23 protein-coding genes and 1 pseudogene are annotated in these 23,393 nt (G+C 66.3%); 6 read left to right on the top strand and 18 right to left on the bottom strand.

Annotated features, from left to right (window positions below; translation table 11 throughout):
- Nucleotides 1-104: 104 nt before the first annotated feature.
- The 12 genes and pseudogenes from FA87_RS12530 to FA87_RS12480 all read right to left on the bottom strand — a co-directional run bounded on the left by FA87_RS12530 (nt 105) and on the right by FA87_RS12480 (nt 12,067).
- The gene (locus FA87_RS12530) at nt 105-704 is read right to left on the bottom strand and encodes a hypothetical protein (protein WP_156128551.1); all 600 of its coding nucleotides are present in this window, start codon (nt 702-704) and stop codon (nt 105-107) included.
- Between the two features lie 98 nt (nt 705-802).
- Nucleotides 803-2,083 (bottom strand): kynureninase, encoded by a 1,281-nt coding sequence (gene kynU, locus FA87_RS12525; RefSeq protein WP_043694917.1) that lies wholly within the window; start codon nt 2,081-2,083, stop codon nt 803-805.
- Between the two features lie 18 nt (nt 2,084-2,101).
- Complete coding sequence (locus FA87_RS12520; protein ID WP_139382846.1) at nt 2,102-2,599, bottom strand: hypothetical protein; 498 nt, start codon at nt 2,597-2,599, stop codon at nt 2,102-2,104.
- A gap of 100 nt (nt 2,600-2,699) precedes the next feature.
- Nucleotides 2,700-3,725: an amidohydrolase family protein gene (locus FA87_RS12515; protein WP_036111806.1), complete on the bottom strand. Its 1,026-nt coding sequence runs from the start codon at nt 3,723-3,725 to the stop codon at nt 2,700-2,702.
- 183 nt (nt 3,726-3,908) lie between these two features.
- Nucleotides 3,909-5,978, bottom strand: a complete 2,070-nt coding sequence (locus tag FA87_RS12510; protein WP_036111807.1) for an FUSC family protein — start codon at nt 5,976-5,978, stop codon at nt 3,909-3,911.
- Nucleotides 5,979-6,093: 115 nt separating this feature from the next.
- Nucleotides 6,094-6,657, bottom strand: coding sequence for an elongation factor P-like protein YeiP (gene yeiP, locus FA87_RS12505; RefSeq protein WP_043694912.1), 564 nt, complete (start codon nt 6,655-6,657; stop codon nt 6,094-6,096).
- Between the two features lie 23 nt (nt 6,658-6,680).
- Nucleotides 6,681-7,448 carry an SDR family oxidoreductase gene (locus FA87_RS12500; protein WP_036111813.1) on the bottom strand — a complete coding sequence of 256 codons (768 nt, stop codon included), beginning with the start codon at nt 7,446-7,448 and terminating at the stop codon, nt 6,681-6,683.
- 96 nt (nt 7,449-7,544) lie between these two features.
- On the bottom strand, nt 7,545-8,114 hold the full coding sequence (locus FA87_RS12495) for a GNAT family N-acetyltransferase (protein ID WP_043694910.1): 570 nt from the start codon (nt 8,112-8,114) through the stop codon (nt 7,545-7,547).
- On the bottom strand, nt 8,111-8,446 hold the full coding sequence (locus tag FA87_RS21195) for a GNAT family N-acetyltransferase (protein WP_255349737.1): 336 nt from the start codon (nt 8,444-8,446) through the stop codon (nt 8,111-8,113). The genes FA87_RS12495 and FA87_RS21195 overlap by 4 nt, the downstream gene beginning before the upstream one ends.
- 150 nt (nt 8,447-8,596) lie before the next feature.
- Nucleotides 8,597-9,082: pseudogene (locus FA87_RS21190) on the bottom strand (GNAT family N-acetyltransferase); the annotation flags it as partial.
- Between the two features lie 79 nt (nt 9,083-9,161).
- Complete coding sequence (locus FA87_RS12485; protein ID WP_043694908.1) at nt 9,162-10,061, bottom strand: hydroxymethylglutaryl-CoA lyase; 900 nt, start codon at nt 10,059-10,061, stop codon at nt 9,162-9,164.
- Between the two features lie 11 nt (nt 10,062-10,072).
- On the bottom strand, nt 10,073-12,067 hold the full coding sequence (locus FA87_RS12480; RefSeq protein WP_043694905.1) for a biotin carboxylase N-terminal domain-containing protein: 1,995 nt from the start codon (nt 12,065-12,067) through the stop codon (nt 10,073-10,075).
- A gap of 189 nt (nt 12,068-12,256) precedes the next feature.
- Here FA87_RS12480 and FA87_RS12475 point away from each other — a divergent pair, with 189 nt between their 5' ends.
- Nucleotides 12,257-12,739 (top strand): peptidylprolyl isomerase, encoded by a 483-nt coding sequence (locus FA87_RS12475; RefSeq protein ID WP_036111821.1) that lies wholly within the window; start codon nt 12,257-12,259, stop codon nt 12,737-12,739.
- Nucleotides 12,740-12,869: 130 nt separating this feature from the next.
- On the opposite strand, the gene FA87_RS12470 is transcribed toward FA87_RS12475, so the two are convergent.
- Together FA87_RS12470 and FA87_RS21010 are read right to left on the bottom strand one after the other, a co-directional pair.
- Nucleotides 12,870-13,937 carry a phospholipase A gene (locus FA87_RS12470; protein WP_036111825.1) on the bottom strand — a complete coding sequence of 356 codons (1,068 nt, stop codon included), beginning with the start codon at nt 13,935-13,937 and terminating at the stop codon, nt 12,870-12,872.
- A 220-nt stretch (nt 13,938-14,157) separates the two neighbouring features.
- On the bottom strand, nt 14,158-14,658 hold the full coding sequence (locus FA87_RS21010) for an EF-hand domain-containing protein (RefSeq protein WP_043694902.1): 501 nt from the start codon (nt 14,656-14,658) through the stop codon (nt 14,158-14,160).
- A gap of 156 nt (nt 14,659-14,814) precedes the next feature.
- On the opposite strand from FA87_RS21010, the gene FA87_RS12460 reads away from it, so the two are divergent.
- On the top strand, nt 14,815-16,041 hold the full coding sequence (locus tag FA87_RS12460; protein WP_043694899.1) for a crosslink repair DNA glycosylase YcaQ family protein: 1,227 nt from the start codon (nt 14,815-14,817) through the stop codon (nt 16,039-16,041).
- On the opposite strand, the gene FA87_RS12455 is transcribed toward FA87_RS12460, so the two are convergent.
- Entirely contained in the window at nt 16,042-16,524 is a 483-nt protein-coding gene (locus tag FA87_RS12455) for a hypothetical protein (protein WP_043694896.1), read from the bottom strand.
- 329 nt (nt 16,525-16,853) lie between these two features.
- Between FA87_RS12455 and FA87_RS12450 the strand changes: the two genes are divergently transcribed.
- From FA87_RS12450 to FA87_RS12435, 4 genes are all read left to right on the top strand, one after another.
- Nucleotides 16,854-17,063, top strand: coding sequence for a cold-shock protein (locus tag FA87_RS12450; protein ID WP_036111834.1), 210 nt, complete (start codon nt 16,854-16,856; stop codon nt 17,061-17,063).
- A gap of 306 nt (nt 17,064-17,369) precedes the next feature.
- Nucleotides 17,370-17,573, top strand: a complete 204-nt coding sequence (locus FA87_RS12445; RefSeq protein WP_036111837.1) for a cold-shock protein — start codon at nt 17,370-17,372, stop codon at nt 17,571-17,573.
- Nucleotides 17,574-17,670: 97 nt separating this feature from the next.
- A complete protein-coding gene (locus tag FA87_RS12440) occupies nt 17,671-18,534 on the top strand; it encodes an alpha/beta fold hydrolase (protein WP_043694893.1) in 864 nt (287 codons plus the stop codon).
- Between the two features lie 10 nt (nt 18,535-18,544).
- Complete coding sequence (locus tag FA87_RS12435; RefSeq protein WP_043694890.1) at nt 18,545-19,414, top strand: pirin family protein; 870 nt, start codon at nt 18,545-18,547, stop codon at nt 19,412-19,414.
- Nucleotides 19,415-19,424: 10 nt separating this feature from the next.
- Here the strand turns inward: FA87_RS12435 and cqsA are convergent, their stop codons facing one another.
- From cqsA to FA87_RS12420, 3 genes are all read right to left on the bottom strand, one after another.
- Nucleotides 19,425-20,750, bottom strand: coding sequence for an alpha-hydroxyketone-type quorum-sensing autoinducer synthase (cqsA, locus tag FA87_RS12430; protein WP_197062413.1), 1,326 nt, complete (start codon nt 20,748-20,750; stop codon nt 19,425-19,427).
- Nucleotides 20,751-20,955: 205 nt separating this feature from the next.
- Nucleotides 20,956-21,996: a response regulator gene (locus tag FA87_RS12425; protein WP_051943431.1), complete on the bottom strand. Its 1,041-nt coding sequence runs from the start codon at nt 21,994-21,996 to the stop codon at nt 20,956-20,958.
- Entirely contained in the window at nt 21,993-23,390 is a 1,398-nt protein-coding gene (locus FA87_RS12420; protein ID WP_051943433.1) for a HAMP domain-containing sensor histidine kinase, read from the bottom strand. Before FA87_RS12420 ends, FA87_RS12425 begins: the two co-directional genes overlap by 4 nt.
- Nucleotides 23,391-23,393 lie beyond the last annotated feature (3 nt).

Below are 23,393 nucleotides of genomic sequence, written 5' to 3'. Positions count from 1 at the left end.
GGCGAGCGGGCGCTACATCGCTCAGGCCCGAGTGACTTGTCGGTACGAGTCGGCAGAGTAAGTCGATCCGGTCAATTGTGAGCAGGTACGCAATTAGGTTCGAGTCAAGCTGGCCGCGCGAGTCCCCTGCGGATTTCCTCGGCCACGTGGATCATCGCGTACCACGCGCGTTCGATCGCATCGGCGAGCGCGTCCCGGCCCAGCGCGACGGTTTCGCTTCGGCCGCCTTCGTCCGGTTCGTACTCGATCAACACCCGGTTCCCGTCGATCCAGGCCTGGTTTCCTGCAAGGAAGAGAGGATCCTCAAAACTTCCCATCCCCGGCTCGGGTGGCATCGCGAACGGCGTGCGGCCATCGCGCGGCGCGTGACGAAGTAGCTCGATCACCCGCTCGTAAGACCCGTCCTCATCATCGAGTTCGAAATCCACGGCGTCCATCGCAGGCCCCGCATACAGCTCAACAGAACCCGTAAAAATGACCTGCGTAGCGTAGCCATCGAGACGGGCACGCGGATTCTTCAGCACGTCGCGCAACGAGGCGACATAGCGCGATGTGACCTCCGGATGCTCACGCAGCCACACACTGCTGACATCCTCAACCGCCGTAACGTGCCCATCGGTTCTTGCTTCGACACCACGATGCGAAACGGTCGCCGGGCGATCGGGCAGGACCACAGGCAGTCCGCCAGCCTTGAGGCCGAACATCACGCGGCCCGGCGCGGTCCGCAGCCAGTGCGTAACGGCCTGCACGACGAACCCGTCGCCGCGTTCGCTATACGGCACGGGAAATAGCTCCTGCGTGCTCATGCCTGCGCCCCGGGCCAGGTTTCGATCGCCTCGACGGCACCGAAACAATCGGCGAAGCGGTTGTAGAGCGGCGTCGGCGAAAGGCGGATCACATCGGGCTCGCGCCAGTCGCCGATCACGCCGTGCTGCTCCAGATGAGCGAACAGCGCGCGCCCCGCATCGCGACCGGCGCGCACGCGGATCGACAACTGCGCGCCACGTTGTAGCGGATCGTTGGGCGTGACGATATCCAGTGCGTCGTCGAGCCGCGTGCGGATCAGCCAGTCGAGATAGCCGGTAAGGCGGCGGCTCTTCGCCACGAGAGAAGGCATGCCAGCCTGGGTAAAGATATCGAGCGACGCACGTAACGGAGCCAGCGCGAGGATCGGCGGATTGGAAAGCTGCCAGCCATCCGCGCCGGGCGTCGGCACGAACTCCGGACCCATCTGAAACCGCGTGCTCTTGTCGTGGCCCCACCAGCCGGCGAAGCGCGGCACGTCGGCGCGCGCGTGACGGTCGTGCACGAAACAACCGGCAACGGCGCCAGGGCCGGCATTGAGATATTTGTATGTGCACCAGACCGCGAAGTCCGCGCCGCTGTCGTGCAGCGCGAGAGGCAGGTTGCCGACGGCGTGGGCGAGGTCGAAGCCGACCAGGGAGCCCTGCGCATGGCCGAGACGGACGATCTCCGCCAGGTCGAACACTTGTCCGGTGCGGTATTGCACGCCCGGCAGCATGATCAGCGCCAGGCGATGGCCGTGTTCGGCGATGGCCCGTTCGATGGCAGCCATCGACAACGTGCCGCCCGGACCGTCCGGCTGAAGTTCGATCAAATCGGTCGCCGGATCGAAGCCATGGAAACGCACCTGCGACTCGAGGGCATAACGGTCGGTGGGAAAGGCGCCGGCTTCCATCAGGATGGCCGGGCGCTCGGCGGTCGGGCGGTAGAAGCTGACCATCATCAGGTGCAGGTTCACGCCCAGCGTGTTCATCGCCACCACTTCGTGCGGCTCGGCGCCGACGACCAGCGCCATCGCGTCCCGGACGTACTCGTGGTAGTGCATCCATGGTGAGCGGCCGCGGAAGTGGGCCTCCACCGCGAGGTCGGACCAGTCGGCCAGTTCGGCTTCGATCGCCGCGCGCACGCTCGTCGGTTGCAGGCCGAGCGAGTTACCGCAGAAATACAGGCTGTCACGGCCCCCGTGCGGGGGGATGTGGAATGCATTGCGGAACGCGCGCAGCGGATCCACGGCGTCCTGAGCTTCGGCCCATGCGCGCGTCGCTTCGAAACCGGTCATACATAGAGCCTTGCGAAATCAGGAGGGCATGCGGGCCGCCAGATCCGCGCAGCCCTTGTCGAACGCCGCGCTCCACTTCGCGTCACCGCCGGGGCGGATGCAGCGCAGCTGGATCGCATACCCGCCACTGTAGAAATAACGCTCGTAGTAGTCGAGCGTTACCGTACCTTCCTTGGCCTTGTAGACGTTTTCGGTCGGGCTGTTCGCCTTGCCGGCCGCGTATTCCGTCAGGCCCGAAGCGCGGCTGCGCATGTTGCCGGAGAACTGCTGGAAGCCGTTGAGATTGGGCACTTTCTGCAGCGTGACGGATACGCGGGCGAGGGTGGCATTGGCCGCGTTGGCGCCCGGTACCTGAAAGATCTGCGTTTCCGTTTCGCCCTGCGACTGCATGATCGGCACCCAGTTGTCGGGCACCGGGAAGCGGATCGCGCCATCGGCCATGGAAATATCGGCAGCGCCAGCGACAGGGCTGGCCAGCAGAAGGCCGAGCAGAAAGGCATGCACAGAGCGGTTCACGATTCGGATTCCCCTGGTCCAGCGGCGGTGCCGCGCTATCCCGCCATTTTTGCACAGTGCCGGTGCGCTTATGACGAGGGCCGCTGTGCGCTGCGTCACGTCACGCCACGGCAGCGACCGCCTGGAAACGGGACAGCGGCACGCCGAGCCATTCCAAGGCCGTACCGTGGAACAGGCGTGCCCGCTCGGTGTCGCCGAGGCCAAGCGCGTCGATGCCGCTGCCGGGTTCCTGCTCTCCCAGGGGGAACGGGTAGTCCGTGCCTAGCATGACGCGGTCCGTGCCTGCGGTTGCCAGCAGATAGCGGAGTGCCGCGTCGTCGTGCACGCAGGAATCGAAGAACAGACGGGAGAGGTATTCGCGCGGGTTTCGCGCGTTGTCGGTCGCGACAAGGTCCGGGCGCATGCGGAAGCCGTGCTCGATACGACCGATGGAGTAGGGAAAGCTGCCGCCACCGTGCGCCAGCATTACCCTTAACGCGGGCAGTCGTTCGAGCACTCCGCCGAAGATCAGGGCGCAGGCCGCGCGCGCCTGCTCGGCCGGCATGCCGACCAGCCAGGGCAGCCAGTACTTGGGCATGCTCTCGCTGCCCATCATGTCCCAGGGGTGCACCAGCACGGCGGCGCCGAGGTCGGCGGCGGCCTCGAAAAACGGGAACAGTTCCGGGGCGTCGAGATTCCAGGCGTTGCAGTGCGAGCCGATCTGCACGCCCTGAAGGCCGAGTTCGTCGATGCAGCGTTCGAGTTCACGTACCGCCAGGTCGGGCGCTTGCAGGGGGACGGTACCGATGCCGGCGTAGTGGCGACGATGGGTTTCGCACACGCGTGCCATGTCGTCGTTCAGGTGGGTATGCAGCTCCAGCGCCTGATGCCCCTTGGCCCAGTACGAGAACATCACCGGCACGGTGGAGACGACCTGCACACCGACGCCGAAGCGGGCGTAGTCGGCGATGCGTACCTCGGGGTCGAAAGCCGAGTCCCAGACTTCGCGGAAGAATTTGCCGTCTTTGTAGATGCGGTGGTGGCCGCTGCTATGGGTCATGACCGGGAAACGGTCATCGCCGTAGCGGGCCGCCAGATCGGGCCAGTCACGAGGCAGGATATGCGCGTGCGTGTCGATCTTGAGCATGGCCCGAGTGTAGCGCCGGGCGTTCTCCGGGGCTTCTGGCGGTGCAGCAAGGGTGCCGCGCTGCCGCGCGGTAGGAGCGCGCCCTGCGCGCGAAAAGCCTATGGAGCGGCGACGCGGAAAGGAGAGGTGTTGCCCGCTGCAGGCTTTTCGCGCGCAGGGCGCGCTCCTACAGGCGGTGTGGGGTCAGGCGGGCGTCACCGACCGTCTCGTCACCACGTGCGCGATCGTATCCACGTTGTCGGTCAGGCGGTCGGTCAGGCGCTCCACCGCCTCGGCCAGCTCGCGATCGGTCGACCGCGCCAGCGACGCCATCAAGCCGCGCTGGTGGTCGCGCAGCAACGGCGGTACGGCGATGCCTTCGGTCCGGGTGAGTGCCTCGGCCTGGGCCCGCAACGCGACCGCCGCCTCGTGAATGAACGGTCCCACGTGCGTCCATGCCTGAGGCACCTCATCGACATCGATCAACGACTCCAGCGCCATCGCCGTGCGGGCTAGGCGGTTGCCGTTGGCGAACAGGGTCTCCGCGAGCTCGAGGAGGATGGCGGGCGTGCCCGGTTCGGCGCGCATGCGGTCGACCGAGGCCTGCGCGTTGGTCCGCGCCGTACGCGTGGCGGTGCGTACCTCGTGTCGCGTGCGACGGTCGGCCGGCGCGACCAGGGCATCGAGGTAATCCGCGTACGCGCAGAGCATCGTGGACAGGGCGTTGCGTGCCTGGTGGCGTTCCCACGACGGCCATAGCAGATACGCCAGCAGGGCGAGCCCGCTGCCCAGCGCCGTGTTGAGCACGCGGTCGGTCATGGCCGCGTTCGGGTCCACGCCCTCGAACGACAGCAGGACGACGACCGTGCCGGTCAGTGCGGCGACGGCGATACCGTAGTGCGCCACGGCGAGGTAACGGAAGGCGACGCACAGCACGCCCATCACGGCCAGGTGCGCCCACGGCACGTCGGGCGTCAGGCGCAGCACGAAGGTCGTCAGCAACAGGCCGAGCACGGTACCGACCACGCGTAACAAACCGAAATTGAACGTGGCGGCGAAGTCGGGGCGCAGCACGATCGCCGCCGTCATCGGCAGCCAGTAACCGTGGGGCAGGGCGAAGTAGCGCGAGAGCGCGAAGGCGAGGGTGAGGACGACGGCGCAGCGCACCGCGTGGCGGAACGCGACCGAGCCAGGCGTCAGGTTGGCGCGAAGGGTGGACAGCGCGGAGCTGCTGCGCAGCGTTTCGGGCAGCGCGGTTTCGGCGCGCTGGGCGCGTTCTTCACCGCGCGAGCCGGCCCAGTTCGTGTTGCGGACGACGGCCGCCAGCTGACCGGACAGGGCGCGGATATGACCGCTCAGGCCCATGCCACTGGAGCCGGCAAGCAACGCGCGCTCGCTGGCCTGCAAGGTGGCCAGCGCACGCTCGGCCCGCTGCGGCGGTTCGGCGGCGTCGAGTGCGTCGGCCGTCGCATCGAGCACGCGCGCGGCATCGGCGCGGAACATCTCGCTCATGCCGTCCTTCCGTGTGTCGAGCTCGGCCATGGCGATCAGTTCGAGACGCAGTCGTTCGGCCAGTTCGAGCAACACGCGGAACGCTTCCATGGCGCGGCCACGCGCGTGATGACGGCCGAGCAGGGTGATCTGCAACGTGTTCATCGCGTCGGCGAGGCCGGGGGCTTCGCCATCCTTCTGCGGCTTGCGTGCGAGGTCCGCCAGCCCGCGGTAGACGACCGCGAGCGCCAGGCGCTCCGGGCGATAACGTTGCAGCGGCCACGCCGCGACCGAGAAGGCGGCCAGCAGCATGCCGCCGGCAAAGATGAGGGCGCCACCGCTCAGGGCGTCGACCAGCCCTTTCGGCGTCGCCGCCGTAATCACGAGCAGCAGCATGCTGGTCATGCCCACGCGCGCGATATCGGGGCCGAACACCACGAGCATGCCGCCGAAGAAACCGCAGACCAGGCAGGCGACGCACATCGGCAGGATCCAGTCGCCGATAAGGAACCCGACGAGCGATGCGGCACCGGCGGCCAGCGCGGCGAGAAACAAACGGCTGAGTCGCTGCTGATAGGGCCCGGGCTGGTCGGAGAACATCGTGTCGAGCGCGCCGGCCGCGATGCCGAGGCCGATCTGCGGATAGCCCAGCAAAATGCCGAGCGCCATCGGCAGCACCACGGCCGCGGTATTGCGCAGGGCGACGCGCACGGGCACGTCGGGTCGCTTCGTCCGGATCAGCGTGTCGATGACGCTGGCGCGAAGCGAGTAGCCGTTGTTCATGGGGTGGGTTTGCTCATCCGTTGAGCGGGCGATTGTGCCGCAGCCTTGCTGACTGGACGGCGAGCGAAAACGCGGAACGGCATCGATACCGCGCGATGCCGCTCCGCGACGCGCATTAAGCGCGGCCGGCGAATTCGCCGGTCAGCGTGTTGACGGTGACCTTTTCGCCCGTCGTGATGTACTCGGGCACCTGGATCTCGATGCCGGTCTGCAGCGTGGCGGGCTTCGACCGCTTGGTCGCGCTGGCGCCCTTCATTTCAGGGGCGGTGTCCGTGACGGTCAGCACGACCGACGTGGGCACCTGCAGGCCGACCGGTGCATCGTCGATCACCTGGATGTAGTAACCCTCGAGGTCCTCCACGACGTAGCCGGCGTTGTCGCCGACCACGCTCGCGTCCAGCGTGTACTGGGTGTAGTCCTCGTCGTCCATGAAGACGAACGCGTCGCCGTCCATGTACGAAAACTTCGCCTGGCGGCGCTCGAGGGCCACTTCCTTGATTTCGTCATCGGCGCGCACGCTGAGATCGAACTTGCGGTTGCCCGGGATCGAGTACAGGGTGAAACGATAGGTGACGTTGCCGCCGCGCGCGGAAGGCGCGCTGCGTTCGATATCGCGGACCTGGTAGACGGTGCCGTCGTTTTCGACGACGTTACCCTTTTTGACTTCGGATGCTTTCATGGCGTTCGGTGTCGTGGCTTGGATTACTTGGGAGCGAGACGGACGCCGCCGTCGAGGCGGATCGTCTCGCCGTTGATATATCGGCTGGTGAGGAGGAAGGCCACCGTGTCGGCGAACTCCTCGGGCTTGCCCAGGCGCGACGGGAAGGGAATCGACGCGGACAGCGATTCCTGAACCTGCGGTGGCATGCCGTCGACCATCGGCGTCCAGAAGATGCCCGGCGCGATCGTGTTCACGCGGATGCCGAAGCGCGCGAGCTCGCGCGCCATCGGCAGCGTCATGCCGACCACGCCGCCCTTGGACGCGGAGTAGGCGGCCTGTCCGATCTGGCCTTCATAGGCGGCGACCGATGCGGTGTTGATGATGACGCCGCGCTCGCCGTCCTCGCCCGCGGCGTTGCCCTGCATCAGCTGGGCACCGGCCTTGGCGACGTTGAAGCTGCCGACCAGGTTGACCAGCACGGTGGTGCTGAAGTTGGCCAGCGGCATCGGGCCTTCCTTGCCCAGCACGCGACCCGCGCCAAGGATGCCGGCGCAGTTGATCACGGCGTTGAGGCCACCCATGGCGTCCTGCGCGGCGGTGACGTTGGCGGTCACGCCTTCTTCGGAAGTGACGTCGGTGCGGTAAAACGAAGCGTGCGAGCCGAGGGCGGCCACGGCGGCCTGGCCCTTCTCTTCGTTGACGTCGAAGAGCGCGACTTTCGCGCCGGCGGCGACGAGTCGCCCGGCGACGGCGTGACCGAGACCGGATGCGCCGCCGGTGATGACGGCCCTGACCTGTTCGAGCTGCATGGAAACTCCGCGGTGCGACTGGCAAAGAGGCCCATCTTAGCCGAGGCATCGGGGATTGGCTTTGTGCGGGAGCACACGCTCCCGCGTCGCCGACGCTCAGGCCTCGGCGAGGAAGGCCTGAATACGACCGGACGCGACCAGCTGCGCGAACGGAATGACGGCGGTCGGTGGATTCTGCGGCTCACTCAGGAACCGGCTGAAGACGCCGACGTCCCACCACTCGCCCAGTTTGTAGCCGGCCTTGGGCCACACGCCGGCGGCCCGGAAGCCCATGGCTTCGTGCATGGCGACGCTGGTCGCGCCCGGCAGCGTGATGACGCCGACCGCCTGATTGATTCCCTGCAGACGCAGCGCCTCCAGCAGTACGCCATAGAGTCGCCGGGCGATGCCGCGACGGCGCGCTTTTTCGTGCACGTAGATCGACGTCTCGGCGACCCAGTCATACGCGGCGCGCTCGCGGAAGCGCCCCGCATACGCATACGCCAGAACGTCGCCGTTTTCTTCCCACACCAGCCACGGATGGTGCGCCATGCGCGCGACGATGCGCTCACGCATGACGTCGTCACCCGGCAGGTCGGTCTCGAAGGTGATCGCGCTGGTTTTCACCACGGGCGCGTAGATGGCGTGGCAGGCGGCGGCGTCGGCCTCGACGGCGATACGGATCACAGGGGTTTTTCCATGAAGATGCTGGACGGATTGGCGTGATGATCGCCGAAGGGCGGGCAGCGGTGGTAGCCCGATCGCTCGTAGAGTTCGATCGACTCCGTCTGTGCGGTGCCGGTCTCCAGTCTCACCTTCGTCCCACCGCCCGCGCGCACCTGGCGTTCGAGGGCCTCCAGCATCTGCTTGCCCAGGCCCATGCCGCGGCAGGCGGGCACGACGTACATGTATTTCAGCTCGACGTAATCGCCGTGGTCGACACCGGCACCGCAGGCCAGCGGCTGGCCGTCCACACGGGCCGTCATGAAGGTGGTGTCGGATCGGCGCAGGTTCTCCACGCCGATCGCCTGCGGCAGGGGATGGCGGTAGAGGTCGGACAGGTACCCGTGCAGCTGCTCGATCAGCGGCAGGACGTCTTCCTTGCCGGGGTCGTCGATGCCGAACACCAGCGAGGGCGGTTTGGGCGCGACGATCAGGTCGCCGTCATTGAGGCTGCGCAGGAAAAAGCGATCGCAGCTGAAATGGCCCGTGCCACCCATCGGAGCGTCGATCCGGGTGAAGCCATGCCGGAAGTACACGGCCTGCGCCGCGTCCATCCCCGTCAGCGTCTCCAGGTAGCAACGTGAGAAACCGGCGCGCCGGGCCGCGTACAGACAGGCACGCATCACCTTCGAGGCGGCGCCGATGCCACGGGCCTCGGGCAGGAAATACATCTTGCGAAGTTCGCAGGTCTCGTCGTCGCCGCCGTCCAGCGGCGCGATGCCCGCCCCGCCGATGGCGCGGCCGTCCTTCTCGACGACGAAATACGCCGCGCGTGGGCGGGCGTAGGCCGATGACATGGCGTCGACTTCGGCGTCGTGGATCGCGAAGCCCGGGCCGTCGGCGCCGAACTCCGGCATCACATGGCGTATGACCGCGGCGATGTGGGCATCGTCGCGGGGCTCGATGGGGCGGATCAGATAATCGGCAGGCATACGCCTGATGCTGCCAGCTTGGATGGGGAATGGCCAACTGCCCGGGCAGGAGCCAGCCCTGCTGGCGATGGGAGCCGCCTCAGCCCGCCATACGCGCCCGCGTCACCCGGCTTGCCGTTTCCTTCCCCAACTGCCCGGCCAGCCAGGCTCCCGTCTCCACCAGACGGTCCAGATCGACGCCGGTCTCCATGCCCATGCCGTGCAACATGTACACCACGTCCTCGCTGGCCACGTTGCCCGTGGCCCCCGTGGCATACGGGCAGCCACCCGTCCCCGAGACGGCGCTGTCGACGACGCGGACGCCTTCTTCCAGACAGGCGAGGATGTTCGCCAGCGCCTGGCCGTACGTGTCGTGGAAATGCACGGCCAGCGCAGGCATCGGCACTTCCGACGCGACGGCGCGGAGCATCGCGCGCGCCTTCGCGGGCGTACCGACCCCGATCGTGTCGCCAAGCGAAATCTCGTGACAGCCCAGTTCATGCAGGCGGCGGGCGACACGCACCACGTCGGCCACCGGCACCTCGCCCTGATAAGGGCATCCGAGCACGGTCGACACATAGCCGCGTACCGCGACGCCATCGGCCCGCGCACGTTCCATCACCGGCACGAAACGATCGATCGACGCGTCGATGGAGGCATTGATGTTCTTCTGGTTGAACGCTTCCGACGCGGCCGTGAACACGGCGACCTCGGTGGCGCCGACCTCGCGCGCACGCTCGTAGCCCTGCAGGTTGGGCACCAGCACGGGGTAGACCACGCCGGCCGCCTTGCGGATACCGAGGAAGACCTCGGCGGCATCGGCGAGCTGCGGTACCCATTTCGGGCTGACGAAGCTGGTCGCTTCGATCGTCGCCAGGCCGGTCGCCGACAGCCGGTCGATCAGTTCGATCTTCACGACGGCGGGGAGCATGGCCTTCTCGTTCTGCAAGCCGTCGCGTGGGCCGACCTCGACGATGCGAACGTGGTTCGATGCGTTCATGGAAGCTCCGGTCAGGCGGTTTCGGCGAAGCGGACGAGGATCGCATCCGCGTCGACGAAATCGCCCTGTACCGCGGATACGCTCTCGATGGTGCCGCCGCGAGGTGCCTTCAAGGCGAGCTCCATCTTCATCGCTTCCATCACCATCAGTTCCTGCCCTTCTTCGACCACATCGCCCGCCGCAACGCGCACCAGCACGACGCGGCCCGGCATGGGGGCGGCGAGGTGACGTGCGTTGCCCGACTCGACGCCGGCCCACGCGTAAGCGGGAGCGCGGGTGAACGACCAGCGACGTCCCAGAGCGTCGTGTACACGGACGAACCGCCCGTCGATCGCCAGCGGCAAGCGGCGTGCCTCGTCGTCGACACGGGCGGACAACGCGCCGTCGACGAGACGCGCCCCGGCCACGGTGCAGGACATGTCACCTTCGCGGAGAACGTAGGCGCCGCCGTGTCCATGCGCATCGATCTCATGGCGGACGTCGCCCTGCATCAGCGCGACGACGCGTTTGCCGTGATGACCGATGCGCCACGCGTCGGCACCGGCCCAGGGTGAATGCGGGTCGCCGGGCACGCCACGGTCCTGCGCTTCATCGGCGAGAAGCACCGCCACGGCGGCGGCGAAGCGCTCCACGTGGCCCGCCTGCGTGTCGCCGGCCAGAAACTCGTCAAGGTGACGATCGAGGTAGCCCGTATCGATGCGGCCTTCCACCACCGCCGGGTGGCGTGCGAGGCGTTCGAGAAACGCGACATTGGATTTCGGGCCGACGATATCGGTCCGCGCCAGGGCTTCGCGCAACCGCTCCAGCGCCTGCGCGCGGTTCCGGTCGTGGACGATGAGCTTGGCGATCATCGGATCGTAGAAGATGGTCACGGTGTCGCCGGCAATCACACCGCCGTCGAGGCGGACATGCCGGGACGGCGGCGGCAAGGTCAGCGACACCAGCTTGCCGGAACCCGGCAGGAAGTTCGCCTCCGGATCTTCCGCATACAGGCGGACCTCGATGGCGTGACCGGTGGCGCGGATGTCGTCCTGTGTCAGAGGCAAGGTCTCGCCACTGGCCACCCGCAGCTGCCACTCGACCAGATCCAGTCCGAGCGTCTCTTCGGTGACCGGGTGCTCGACCTGCAGGCGCGTGTTCATCTCCATGAAGAAGAATTCGCCGTCCTGGGCGACGATGAATTCCACGGTGCCCGCACCGACGTAATCCACGGCGCGCGCGGCAGCGACGGCTGCGGCGCCCATGCGGGCGCGTCGGGCCTCGTCGAGGAAGGGGGAGGGCGTTTCTTCCAGCACCTTCTGGTAACGACGCTGCGCGGAACACTCGCGCTCGTTCAGATGGATGATGTTGCCGTGGGTGTCGCCGAAGACCTGGAACTCGATATGGCGCGGATGCTCGACGTAACGCTCGAGGATCACCCGCGTATCGCCGAAGGCATTCGCGGCCTCCCGTTGCGCGGAAGCCAGGGCTTCGGCAAAGGCGCCCGCGTCGCGCACGATACGCATGCCCTTGCCGCCGCCGCCCGAGGCCGCCTTGATCATCAGCGGAAAGCCCGTGCGGGTGGCTTCGGTTGCCAGATGGGTGGGATCCTGGTCGGCGCCGTGATAGCCGGGCACCAACGGGACCGCATGGCGCTCCATCAGCGCCTTGGCGGCCGCTTTGGAGCCCATCGCGTCGATGCTTTCCGGGCGCGGCCCGATGAAGACGATGCCGGCCGCGGCGCAGGCGCGCGCGAAATCCGTATTTTCGGAGAGGAAGCCGTAACCCGGGTGGATCGCCTGGGCGCCGCTGCGCCGGGCCACTTCGATGATCGCGTCGCCACGCAGATAGGACTCGGCCGGGCGTGGGCCGCCGATGGGCCAGGCTTCGTCGGCCAGGCGTACGTGCTGGGCGTCGGCGTCCGCGCTGGAGTAGACGGCGACCGTGCGGATGCCCAGACGGCGGCAGGTCCGGATCACGCGGCAGGCGATCTCACCACGGTTGGCGATCAGAATGCAGTCGAACATGCGGCTCCCGGCGGGGTCTGGATGGGGTGGGGAAAACCCGAAAAACTAGCAGATCGCGACGACCCGGAGGGTTGCGGCGCAGCATGCCCGGTTCCGCCGATTTGCACCGCGGCGGCGTGTCGCCTAGCCTTGTGGGTCCGGGAAGGCGCCTTCATGTCTTTCCATTCCCCCTCCCAGCGAGAGAATTTCATGCAGATCGCCAACCGCCACGCCGTTTCCTTCCATTACACGCTGACCGACGACCAGGGCAACGTCATCGACAGCTCGGACGGTCGCGAGCCGCTGGCTTACATCCATGGCGAAGGCCACATCGTCCCGGGTCTGGAGAAGGCGCTCGAAGGCCGCTCGGTGGGTGACCAGTTCAAGGTCGACGTCGCCGCCGAAGAGGGCTACGGCCCGCGTCACGAAGAACTGATCCAGGTGGTGCCGCGCGCCGCGTTCCAGGGCGTGGAAGACCTCCAGCCGGGCATGCAGTTCCAAGGTCGTAACGACCAGGGCAGCATCAACGTCACCGTCAGCAAGATCGAAGGCGACAACGTCACCGTCGACGGCAACCACCCGCTGGCCGGTCAGACCCTGCACTTCGCCGTCGAGATTACCGACGTGCGTGACGCCACCGAAGAAGAGCTGGCGCACGGCCACGTGCACGGCGCCGGCGGTCATCATCATTAAGCGTTCGGCTTCGCCGACGTGACCTTATTCGCGCGCAGGGCGCGCTCCTACGACGCCGCTGTGGTAGGAGCGCGCCCCGCGCGCGAAAAGCCAACGCAGCGGTGATGGTGCTGCGCAGGTTCCTAAGAGATCAATACCAATCCAGCAACGACACACCGATGCCCAGATACGTTGCACGGTGGTTGTAGTCGATCATGCTCTCGCCATAACCGTTGAACGCTTCCACGTAGCCACGCAGGTTGTTGACCACCGGGAAGCTCCAGGTGCCACGCAGCGAGCCATGCGAGCGGTCACCCGTACGGAACGAATGACGCCCCGTCAGTGAGAACTCCTGGCGCCCCACTTCGTGCACGACCGTGATTTCGCCACGGCCCATATAGTCCTTGATGTCCGGATTGTCGTCGTCCTTCCGCGCTTCCGGGATACGCCACCACGGACGCAGCATGATGGTCCAGCCTTCGCGTTCCAGGCCGATATCCGCGACCACGCGGTTCCAGCTGCGCGACAGGGGATCGGCGCGTCCATTGGACTGATGGTTGATGCCGATGCTGGCCAGACGGCCGTTCCAGCCGAAGATGTTGTAGTTGGTGTTGAACACCAGCAACGCTTCCGGCTCGTAGTTGGTCTCGCGGAACGGACGCGAGTTGTCCTTGTTGTACACCTGCCAGCGGGACGACTGCGTATAGCCGACCCACACGTCGCCGTTGTCGCCGAAGAGGTTCTCGGCGACCTTCGTCTTCAGGCTGATCTGGAACTTCGCCTCGACGTTGTCGAGATCCTGCGGCGTCGTGACGGTGTGGTCCGGCGCGGGCGTGTGCGGCGTCGTGTTCTGTTTGTTGGTGCCGAAGAACGGCAATACGTAGGTCGGCTTGTAACCGCGCAGATTGAACGTACCGAGTTTGCTCTCGGGCGAGAGCTCCCAGCGGCTGTCGAGCAGCGACAGCGGACGCCCCACGTCGGCCGAGTTGCGGGTCGCCAGATCGACGCTGAGCGAATTGCCCTTCGGGTCTTCTTTCTTCGCCGCCGTCATCATGTTCGGGCGACCGACGGCCTTGTCATAGCAAAGCAGTCGCTGCGAGTCGGTTTCGATCGCCGAGCAGGCACGGATGTCGATCGGGCTCGGATTCTGCGCGAGCGCGAGGCCCGCATGCAGACAGGCGTAGACGCCGAAGGCGCCGGCGGCGTGGATTCGTTTCATGGCACGGACACTCCCTGAGCCGGCGACTGTCCGGCAGGCGCGAAGTGTATCCGTGACAAATGTGAAGACCCTGCATGGAAACTTGCGAACGTATGCACGATCTCGTCGTCCTCCCCGGGGAGTGGGGCGGTTCGCGCATGACGCCGGGATCCGGGTAAGGTCGCGCTAAAAAAAGACGGCCCGCGAATGCGGGCCGTCGAGAGACATCGGAGCGAACGCCTTACTGACCGCTGGCGCCGGACTTGGTCACCCACTTCTGGTACTCGGCCTTCGAAATATGGCCATCGCGGTTCGAGTCGGCGTACTGGAAGTCGTTCGCCAGCAGCGGAAACGCCGAGGCCTGTTCCGGCGTGATCGACTTCTTACCGCCCGAGAGCGTCGTGAAATCCGGTGCGGGACCGGACGGCTTGGCCGGGGCCGGGCCGCTGTTGACCGTGACGTGACCACCCGGGGCTGGCGTCGATGCGCCCGGCATCCCCGGTGCGCCACCCGGCGGCGGGGGCGGAGGCGGTGCATCGGCGGCCGGCGGCGGCATGGCCGGATCCGGCGCCTGCTGCATCGAACCCGGTGCCGTGTCCGACGGCGGCGGAGGCGGCGGAGGCGTGGCCTCACCCGGCGGCGGAGGCGGGACGCGAGCGGGCGGTGGAACGTCCTGGGCGAATGCGGCGCCAGCCAGCAGCAGGGATGCGCCAAGCGCGGCAGCGCGAATGTGCTTCTTCATGTAAGCCTCCGTGGTCGGGGGTGGCAGGGGTCGCAAGCCCTCGGCTTGCGACATCGTTGCCGACGCTAGCAAGGCACGATTTAATGGCGGCCCAACTGCGGAAAGGCCTTTACCGTGCCGTCACGCGTATCCGACAGGTCCTCCACGGACGCCGTGATGGAGCTGTCCCATCGCTCGGCGCAGCTGCTGCATCTGGCCGCGCAGGGCCTCGCTAAACGTGTGACGCGGCGAGCGCGCAAGGCGGACGTCCTGACCGCGATCTCACGTATGGGCATGCTGCAGATCGATACGATCAGCGTCGTCGCGCGAAGCCCTTACATGGTGCTTTTCTCGCGACTGGGTGCCTATCGCACCGAGTGGCTCGACGAATCGCTTGCCGACGGCCTGCTCGCCGAATGCTGGGCGCACGAGGCCTGTTTCGTGCCAGCGCAGGACTATCGCTTCCACCGCGACTATCGCAGTGGGCGGGCGGGGCACTGGGCGCATAAAAACGCGCTGCGCGTACACGCCGAGGCCCGTGGCGACATGGATGCTCTGATCGACCGCATCCGTAAGGAAGGCCCCTTGCGCGCGGCGGACTTCGAGCGTGAAGCGACCGGAACGAAGGGCTGGTGGGGCTGGAAACCCGAAAAGCGCTGGCTGGAGGCGTGGTTTGCCCTCGGCGACCTGATGATCGCCCGGCGCGATCGTTTCCAGCGCGTCTACGATCTCGCCGAGCGGGTCACGGCACGCTGGTCGGAGCCGCCGCCAGCGGACTCCCTCGACGAATCGGCGGTGCGCCGTCATTTCATCCTGCGCAGCGTGGCGGCGCTGGGCATCGCCCGCGCGCGCTGGATCGCCGACTACTACCGCCTGCGTCCGCGCGTGACCGACGAGGAGCTGGCGTCGCTGGTGGCGGAGGGAGTGCTCATCGAGGTTGCCGTCACCGGGTGGAGCGACAGGGCATACGTCCACCGCGAGCACGCGGGATCGCTCGCCGACGCCGCACGCAACGGTTTGAGGGCCACGCGTACCGTTCTCCTGTCGCCTTTCGATCCCGTCGTCTGGGATCGGGCACGCGCGCTGGAACTGTTCGGTTTCGAATACACCATCGAGTGCTACACGCCCGCGCCCCGACGAAAGTACGGCTACTACGCGCTGCCGATCCTGCATCGCGGTCGCCTGGTCGGCCGGCTCGACGCCAAGGCTCATCGTCAGGAAGGGTTTTTCCAGGTACTCGGCGTCTGGCTGGAGGAGGGTGTCGTCCTGTCTCCGGCGCTGGTCGGGGACCTGGCGGAGGCCCTGCATGAGTGCGCGGCGTGGCATGGCACGCCGCGTATCGTCATAGAAAAAGGCCAGCCGCGAGGGCTGGCCGGTCTGCTGCGCGAAGCGCTCGCGGATTGATCAGCGCGTGGATGCCGGTGCCGGGGTATCGGCACACGACTTTCCGTGCAACGCATCCTTCAGCTGACCCGCAAGCGACGCGCAACGGGCGCCGAGCTGGCCACGCATATCCGGATCCTGCGACTGGCGGAGCAGACTGGTGCGCATCATGTCGTAGCGGCTGTCGATCTGGTCGCGGGCGAAGATACCCGCCGCGAGGTGGCAGCTCTTGTAGCTCGCCAGGTATTCATCGCATGCCGCGATGCCGGTGCTGTCCGGCAGCGGGCCCGCGGCAGCGGCGGCGCGGCTGCCCGCCTTGCTCGCGGGAACATTGGTCACGGTCGTGGTCGCGGTGCGCTGCTTGACGACGCTCTTGCCCGTCGCCGTGGAAGAACTCGTCGTCCGGGTGGTGCTGGGCTGCGGCTTGGTGTTGTGGTCCGCGCACGCGGCGAGGGCGAGGGCGCCCATGAGAAGCGGAACGAGTCGGAAGCTGGAGCGGTTCATGAGGCGGTCCCCCTTGGGCTGAGCGTGGATCGGATGGTAGGTCAATTCGCATGAACGTTGCGACGGGGCGCAAGCATGTGCGCGGACTGAGTGAACGCGGCGTCAGTGGCGACGGGGCGAGGCGGCGTATCGCGCCATCGCAATTTGGTTTCCGGGCCTGTATAGTCGCCGGACTGTGTTTGCCGGGGTCATAGAGTTAGTTTGACCCGATGCAGCTGATCACGTATCCGCAACATCGCTTCGCTCCTCGCGTTTCCTTGCACACCAGTTAGGCGGCAACTATTTAAGTTGCTGGTTTTATTCGTAAAAAATCGTATTGGAGTGTTTCTATGTCGGATCGTGAAATCGGCACCGTCAAGTGGTTCAACGACGCCAAGGGCTTTGGCTTCATCTCGCGCGAGAATGGCCCGGACGTGTTCGTGCACTTCCGCGCCATCCAGGGCAACGGCTTCAAGTCGCTCGCCGAAGGCGAGAAGGTCTCCTTCAAGGTCGTGAACGGCCAGAAGGGCCTGCAGGCTGAGGAAGTCCAGAAGGCCTAAGCCTTCGGACTGACCGAGCTTCGAAAAGGCCGGGCGGCGACGCCCGGCCTTTTTTTTTGCTCGTCATTTCCGATTTTTCTGTCCGAATCGCGTGATCCGTGTCAAAAAAACGGCTGATGTAGGGGATCCCCTACAGAACTTCCGGAAAATACGGTTATGATCGACCCTACTGTGTCTGCGCGGTCACGCGAGTGACCCGATGTAAGCGCGAAGTTAACGCTCCATCGCCTCACCCGGTCCTGCAAGCTCAGTAAGTCGCCGGCTCGTCGAGCCGGGTTTTTAGTGTGTTGGATAGAGGTGTGTGTGATGGCAACTGGTACTGTGAAGTGGTTCAACGACGCCAAGGGCTTTGGCTTCATCACTCAGGATGAGGGTGGTCCGGACGTGTTCGTGCATTTCCGTTCCATCCAGGGCAACGGCTTCAAGTCGCTTGCCGAGGGTCAGAAGGTGGAATACACCGTGACCCAGGGCCAGAAAGGTCCGCAGGCTGACAACGTCGTTCCGAAGTAATGCCCCAGGGCTGGCTCGCGCCGCCCGTTTTGCATGACTTTAGCCCTCCCGGCGCCCTGTGCCGGGAGGGTTTTTGCGTTTCGGGGAAGCTGAATCGATGACGGAACCCACGCGCGATGCGATCGTGCGCAGCGCAGCGCCACTGCGCATGGCGGACGGGGCATCGTCGGATCTGCTGCTTTACCTGCCGGCGGGCGAGATCGCCGCCACACTGCTCTGGCTGCCCGCCATGGGCGTCGGCGCCCGTCACTATGAATCGCTTGCTCTCGCGCTGAGCGCGCAAGGTATCGCCGTCGCCATCCATGAATGGCGAGGCATCGGCTCCAGCGACCGGCGCGCATCGCGTCGACTCAACTGGGGTTATCGCGAACTCCTGCATGACGACCTCCCGGTCAGCCTTCACCGCCTTCGTGAGGCCGCGCCAGACGCCCCCCTGTATATCGGAGGGCACAGTCTCGGCGGACAACTCGCCTCCTTGCTCGCGGCGACGACGGCGATTCCGGTTTCCGGTCTGGTGCTGGTCGCCAGTGGGGCACCGTACTGGCGCCGCTTCAGTCCCTGGGTCGGTCTCGCCTATGTGGTGGCTCCGTTACTCGCGGCTGTGGCCGGTCGGCTTCCCGGTCGCCGGATCGGCTTCGGTGGCAATGAGGCCCGTGGCGTGATCGCCGACTGGTCGCGCAGCGGTCGCACCGGGCGTTACGCCGCCCGTGGCATGGACGTCGACCTGGAGGCCGCACTGCGCCACCAGAAAGCACCCGTCCTGGCCCAGCGTCTACGGGACGACTGGTTGGGGCCCGCGCCTTCGCTGGCATTCCTGCTGGATAAGATGCCCGACGCGCCGCGCGAGGTCTCGGTCGTCGTGCCTGACGACCTCGACGGGGCGCCCGCGGATCATTTCGCGTGGATGAAAGCGCCCGGCGCAATCGCCAGACGCATCGCGGATTGGGTGCACGCGCGCTAGTCTGTGCGCCATGACCATCACGCCCATCGACGGCAAGCAGCGCGACCTCGGCGACGGATTCGTCGTACGGCGCATGCTGCCGCATCTCAAGGCCCGACACGTCGGCCCCTTCGTCTTCTTCGATCAGATGGGACCTGCCTCCTTCGGTGAGGACAAGGGCATGGATGTCCGCCCGCATCCGCACATCGGCCTCGCCACGGTGACCTGGCTGTTTCAGGGGGCGATCCGCCATCGCGACAGTCTCGGCAGCGCGGTGGATATCCATCCCGGTGACGTCAACTGGATGACGGCCGGGCGCGGTATCGCGCATTCCGAACGCACCCCGCCGGACGAACGTCACAGCGGACAGGATCTCCACGGCATACAGGTCTGGGTGGCGTTGCCGAAGACCCATGAACGCATCGATCCCGAATTTCACCACCATCCGGCGAGCACGTTGCCCGTGGTGGAGCGCGACGGTGCGCGACTGGTCGTCATCGCCGGTGAGGCTTTCGGTGTGTCGTCGCCCGTACGCGTGTTCGCACCCATGTTTTTCGTCGAGGCGCGGCTGGAAGCGGGCGCACGTGTGACGATGCCTGAGCAGCACGCGGAGTGGGGCGCCTACGTGGTGGAAGGCGCCGCGCGCTTCGGCGACCTTCCGCTGGGGGCGCTGGACATGGCCGTGGCCCACGAAGGCGAAGCTCCGGTACTCGAGGCCACGCAACCGTCGTTGATCATGTTGTTCGGCGGCGCCCCACTCGATGGGGAGCGCCACCTCTGGTGGAATTTCGTCGCCAGTTCGAAAGAGCTGATCGAAGCGGCAAAGGTCGAGTGGGCCGAAGGACGTTTCCCACTCGTACCGGGGGACGAAAGCGAGCGAATCCCGCTGCCGTCCTACTGAGCCGGAGCCCTCACGCCACTTCGGCGGCCTCCGATTCCCGCTCGCCATCGCGGCGCGCCCGACGCGTGGCGCTCCATGACGGCAACGCCATGGCGTCACGCGCGACGCGGCACACGTCGATCAGTCGTGTCACGTCATCGTCGCTCATGCCCGCGTTCAGTGTCAGGCGCAGCAACGAGCGGTTGACCGTGGTGGCAGGTGCGCTGAACACGGAACCGAAGACGCCGTGCTGTTCCATCACGTCACGTACCTTGCCGGTGAGGATCTCCTGGCCGGCTTCGAAGGCGATGATCTGCTCGGTCCCATCCGCGATCGGGTAGCCCAGTTCCGTCAGTTCCGCGCGTACCCGGCGCGTCACCTGGCGCAGGCGCTGGCGCCTCCAGCCCTCGGTCTGGATGACCCGATGGGCCGCCGACATGCCCGCGAGTTCGTGTGGCAGCAAGGACGAGCTGAAGATGGCGGGCAGGGCTTCGCAACCGAAATAATCCTTGAAACGTGTGGTGCACGCGATGAAGCCCGCGCGCGAGCAATACGCCTTGGCCAGGCTCGCCGTGATGAAATGCACGCGGTCGTTGAGGCCCAGGCTGGCAACCAGTCCTTCCCCGCGCACGCCGTGCGTACCCAGCGAGTGCGACTCGTCGACAACGAGGACGCAGCCGTGCTCCCGGGACAGGTTGGCGATGGCCTCGAGGGGAGCGAGGCTGCCGTTGGTGCTGTAGACCGCATCCACGACGATCACGCCCGGGCCGTTGCGCAGCACCTGTCGCTCCAGATGCGTCACGTCGTTGTGCAATACGGACACCGCTCTGGCCCCGGCGCTGCGAATGCCTTCCCATAACGACGCGTGCGCGAGCATGTCGACGTAGACGGGGATGCGATCGCCGGCGATGGACTGGATGAGGCCGACGTTGGCGGCGAAACCGGATTGCGCGAGGATGCCGTCCTCACTCCCTACCGCGCGCGCCAGCTCGGCCTCCACACGATGCAGCGGCTGATCCGCGTCCTGCTGAAACAGCGCCGACATCATCATGCCAAGGCCGCCTTCGGCCAGTGCCTCACGCTGTGCTTCGACGATGGCGGGATGTCCCGCGATCGCAAGGTAATCGTTGCTCTGGAGCATCAGGTCGCCGCCGGCGGGGCGACGCCCGCGCAAAATGTGACGGCCACCCCAGTCGATCGCCACGCGTTCGTTGTGGAATCGATCGACGCGGGTCGCGACGAAGCCAGGCAGCGCAGGGGCGGTAACGACACGGTGCAGAACGGAAACGTTTTCCATGGACATCTCTCTCTCGATGGCATGGGCGATGGACACGTTGCCGTTCACCACGAACGGCACGCGCGCGCCAACCTCGCCCGGGCGGGCGCGAAAACGGGAAAGGCCAGGGGTGGGTCGCGAACGACCCTGCGGCCTTACGCAATACCTGGAGAGAAGCGTCGGCGGGTCGGAAGACCCGCGAGCGCACCGCATGTTTTGGGCAATACAACGCCACGCGCCGGGTGCCGGGCGCGATGGCGTTTCCGGAAGGGCGAAGGTAACCCGTTTAGATGAATCGTGGTCGGCTGTCGGCGGCCAGACTCAGATCCTGCTCCCGGAGCCAGGTGCGGTACGACTTGACGTGCTGAAGCCGGAAGCGCTCAACGTCGTCGATCAGGGCGTAGTAGTACCACTGCTCGCCGGAAACGGCGGTGGCGGCATACATGTGTTCTTCAGGCCGCTCCACGCCTTTGTGATAGAAGCCGTCACGCGAGTTGAACCAGGGCAGGGCTTCGCCACTCCGCAGGGACTCCAGAACGGCGCCGGGCGCCCCCAGATCTGCCGCAATTTCATAGTGGGTGCGCAGGTCCTCGTCCGTCTGGACCAGCAGGAACCGGCCGATCCCCCAGGCGTCGACCAGCAACAGGCCCGTCGGATTGCAGTGCACGTAGCACTCCACGGGCTGGAACGTGGCGGTGACGCTCTGCAGGACCTCGCGGAAGGCGGGGTCGCGCAGGAAGCGGAAGTTGCCCAGGGCCAGCGTTTCGGCGACGAAAGCGCTGGCGCGGTCGAAGTACCGGCGCTGCAGCTCGGAGATGGCGGTCTGCAGTTTCTCGATGGCCAGCGGGTCGTTCTTGCGGATGAAGCGGTCGATCACGCCCGAATTGAAGGCATCGATCGCCGTGGCGTCATCGGCCCGGCCGGTCAGCAGGATCTTGCCGATATGCGGATTCGGCAGGCGCTTGCAGAACGTGATGCCGTCCATCTCGGGCATGGCCTGATCCACCACCACCACCGAAATCTCCGCGAAGCGCTCCGGGTCGTAGACCACCCGATGGATCGAATCGATATCGAGGGCCACCAGCTCCTGAGTCTCCGAGGGGCGGTCTTTCCAGCGGTAGAGCCAGCCGCCGCCCGGCACCGGACGGCTGCCGTTGTTGCCCAGCGTGGCCAGCGCGCTGCGCGGTGAACTGAAGGTGCGGACCCGGACCATGGGATCGAGCAGCAACGGGACGACGTCGAGGTATTCCTCGTGGTCGTCGACCAGTACCGTGGTGGTCGGGAAGTGGAAAGGCTGGATGTCGCCCTGCGCGTTCAACGTCGTCACTGCCGGCCCCCGGTGTTCGAATGCGGGAAGGTCAGAGTGAATTCGGTGAATTCACCCAGGTCGGTACGGCATGCGATGCCACCGCCCATATGCTCCATCGCCGCGCGGCAAAAAGCGAGTCCTATTCCCAGTCCGGTGATGGTGCCGGTGCCGGCGCTGTCGCTGGAATAGGAATAAAACCGGTTGAAAATGCGGGGCAGGACATCCGCGGGAATGCCCGGACCGGTGTCGTGGACCCGGATCCGGTTGCCACCGTCGGCGGGCTCGATGAAGACCCGGATCTCGCCCTTGCCCGCGCGATCTGTATGAAAAAGTGCATTGCGCAGAAGATTGAACAGCACGTGGACCACCAGGCTTTCCTCGCCCATGAGCGAAAAGTCGCCGGTCGGTGACAGGGTGATGCGGTCTCGTTCGGCGCGCGAGCCATAGGGAAAGCGGCGTAGCGCCTGCTCCACGCACTCGCGGGCCTGGAGCAGGGAGAGCGGCACCTCGCCGATCGGACGCGCCGAGAGCAGCAGCATGTCGATGATCGTGTTGGCGTAGGTGACCTCGCGCTCCATCACACCGATGCTGCGCTCCAGGGCATGCAGGTTCTGCGCGCGCATTTCGGGGACGGCCAGGCCCTCGCTTTCGGCGAGCCGGTGACTGCGGATCAGATCGGGCATGAAGCGGGCGACGGCGCGCGCGGCGATGCGCAGCGACCCCAGTGGCGTGCGCAGTTCGTGGGCGATGTTGTTGGATGCCGCGGTCAGGGCGTCGATCCGCGATTGCTCGGCCATGTTCGACGACACCGTGCAGGTGGCGCCACCGACCATGCCGAACATCAACAAGGGGATGTACTCCAGCATCGTCCGGGTATGCAGGTGGGCTTCCGGGGACAGCACGAACACCAGACCCGCGAGCAGGCTGCCCAGCGAGAACACCAGCAGGAAGCTGACCAGGTCGAACAGCATCATCAGCAGCATGACGCAGGCAAGATGGGTCATCAGCCACGCGGGCGTGGCGTTGCGTAAGGTCATGTAGCCGACGAAAAACGGCATCGCGACCGTCATCGCGAAATACCAGTATGTCGGCAGATGCGTCCGCAGGCGGCGCGGCCACCAGGGCAGCAGGGCGAGCGGGATGAAGGTCGCGCTACAGACCAGCCGCATGGGCAGGTTCTCGTAGGGCTGCGGGAACAGGTAGGCCCAGACCGGGTAATACACCGCCAGGCAGAAGCTGCCGACGACGCCGATCGCCACCATCTTCGGCTGCGAGTAGCGCGTGCGCAGGAACATGGTCGTTTCAAAGCGCGCCATGGCGCGCACCAGCAGCCACCAGCGCATGCGCAGGAAGCCGAGCGGACCGGTGGGCTTGTCCGAAGGCGAGGCGACAGAGGGGCCGGCGTCGTTCATGGG

Origin of the sequence: Luteibacter sp. 9133, assembly GCF_000800155.1 — a bacterium.
GTDB classification, from domain to species: Bacteria; Pseudomonadota; Gammaproteobacteria; order Xanthomonadales; family Rhodanobacteraceae; genus Luteibacter; species Luteibacter mycovicinus.
The sequence above is the reverse complement of the archived record's forward strand: the minus strand, read 5'-3'. Positions and strand labels throughout refer to the sequence as shown.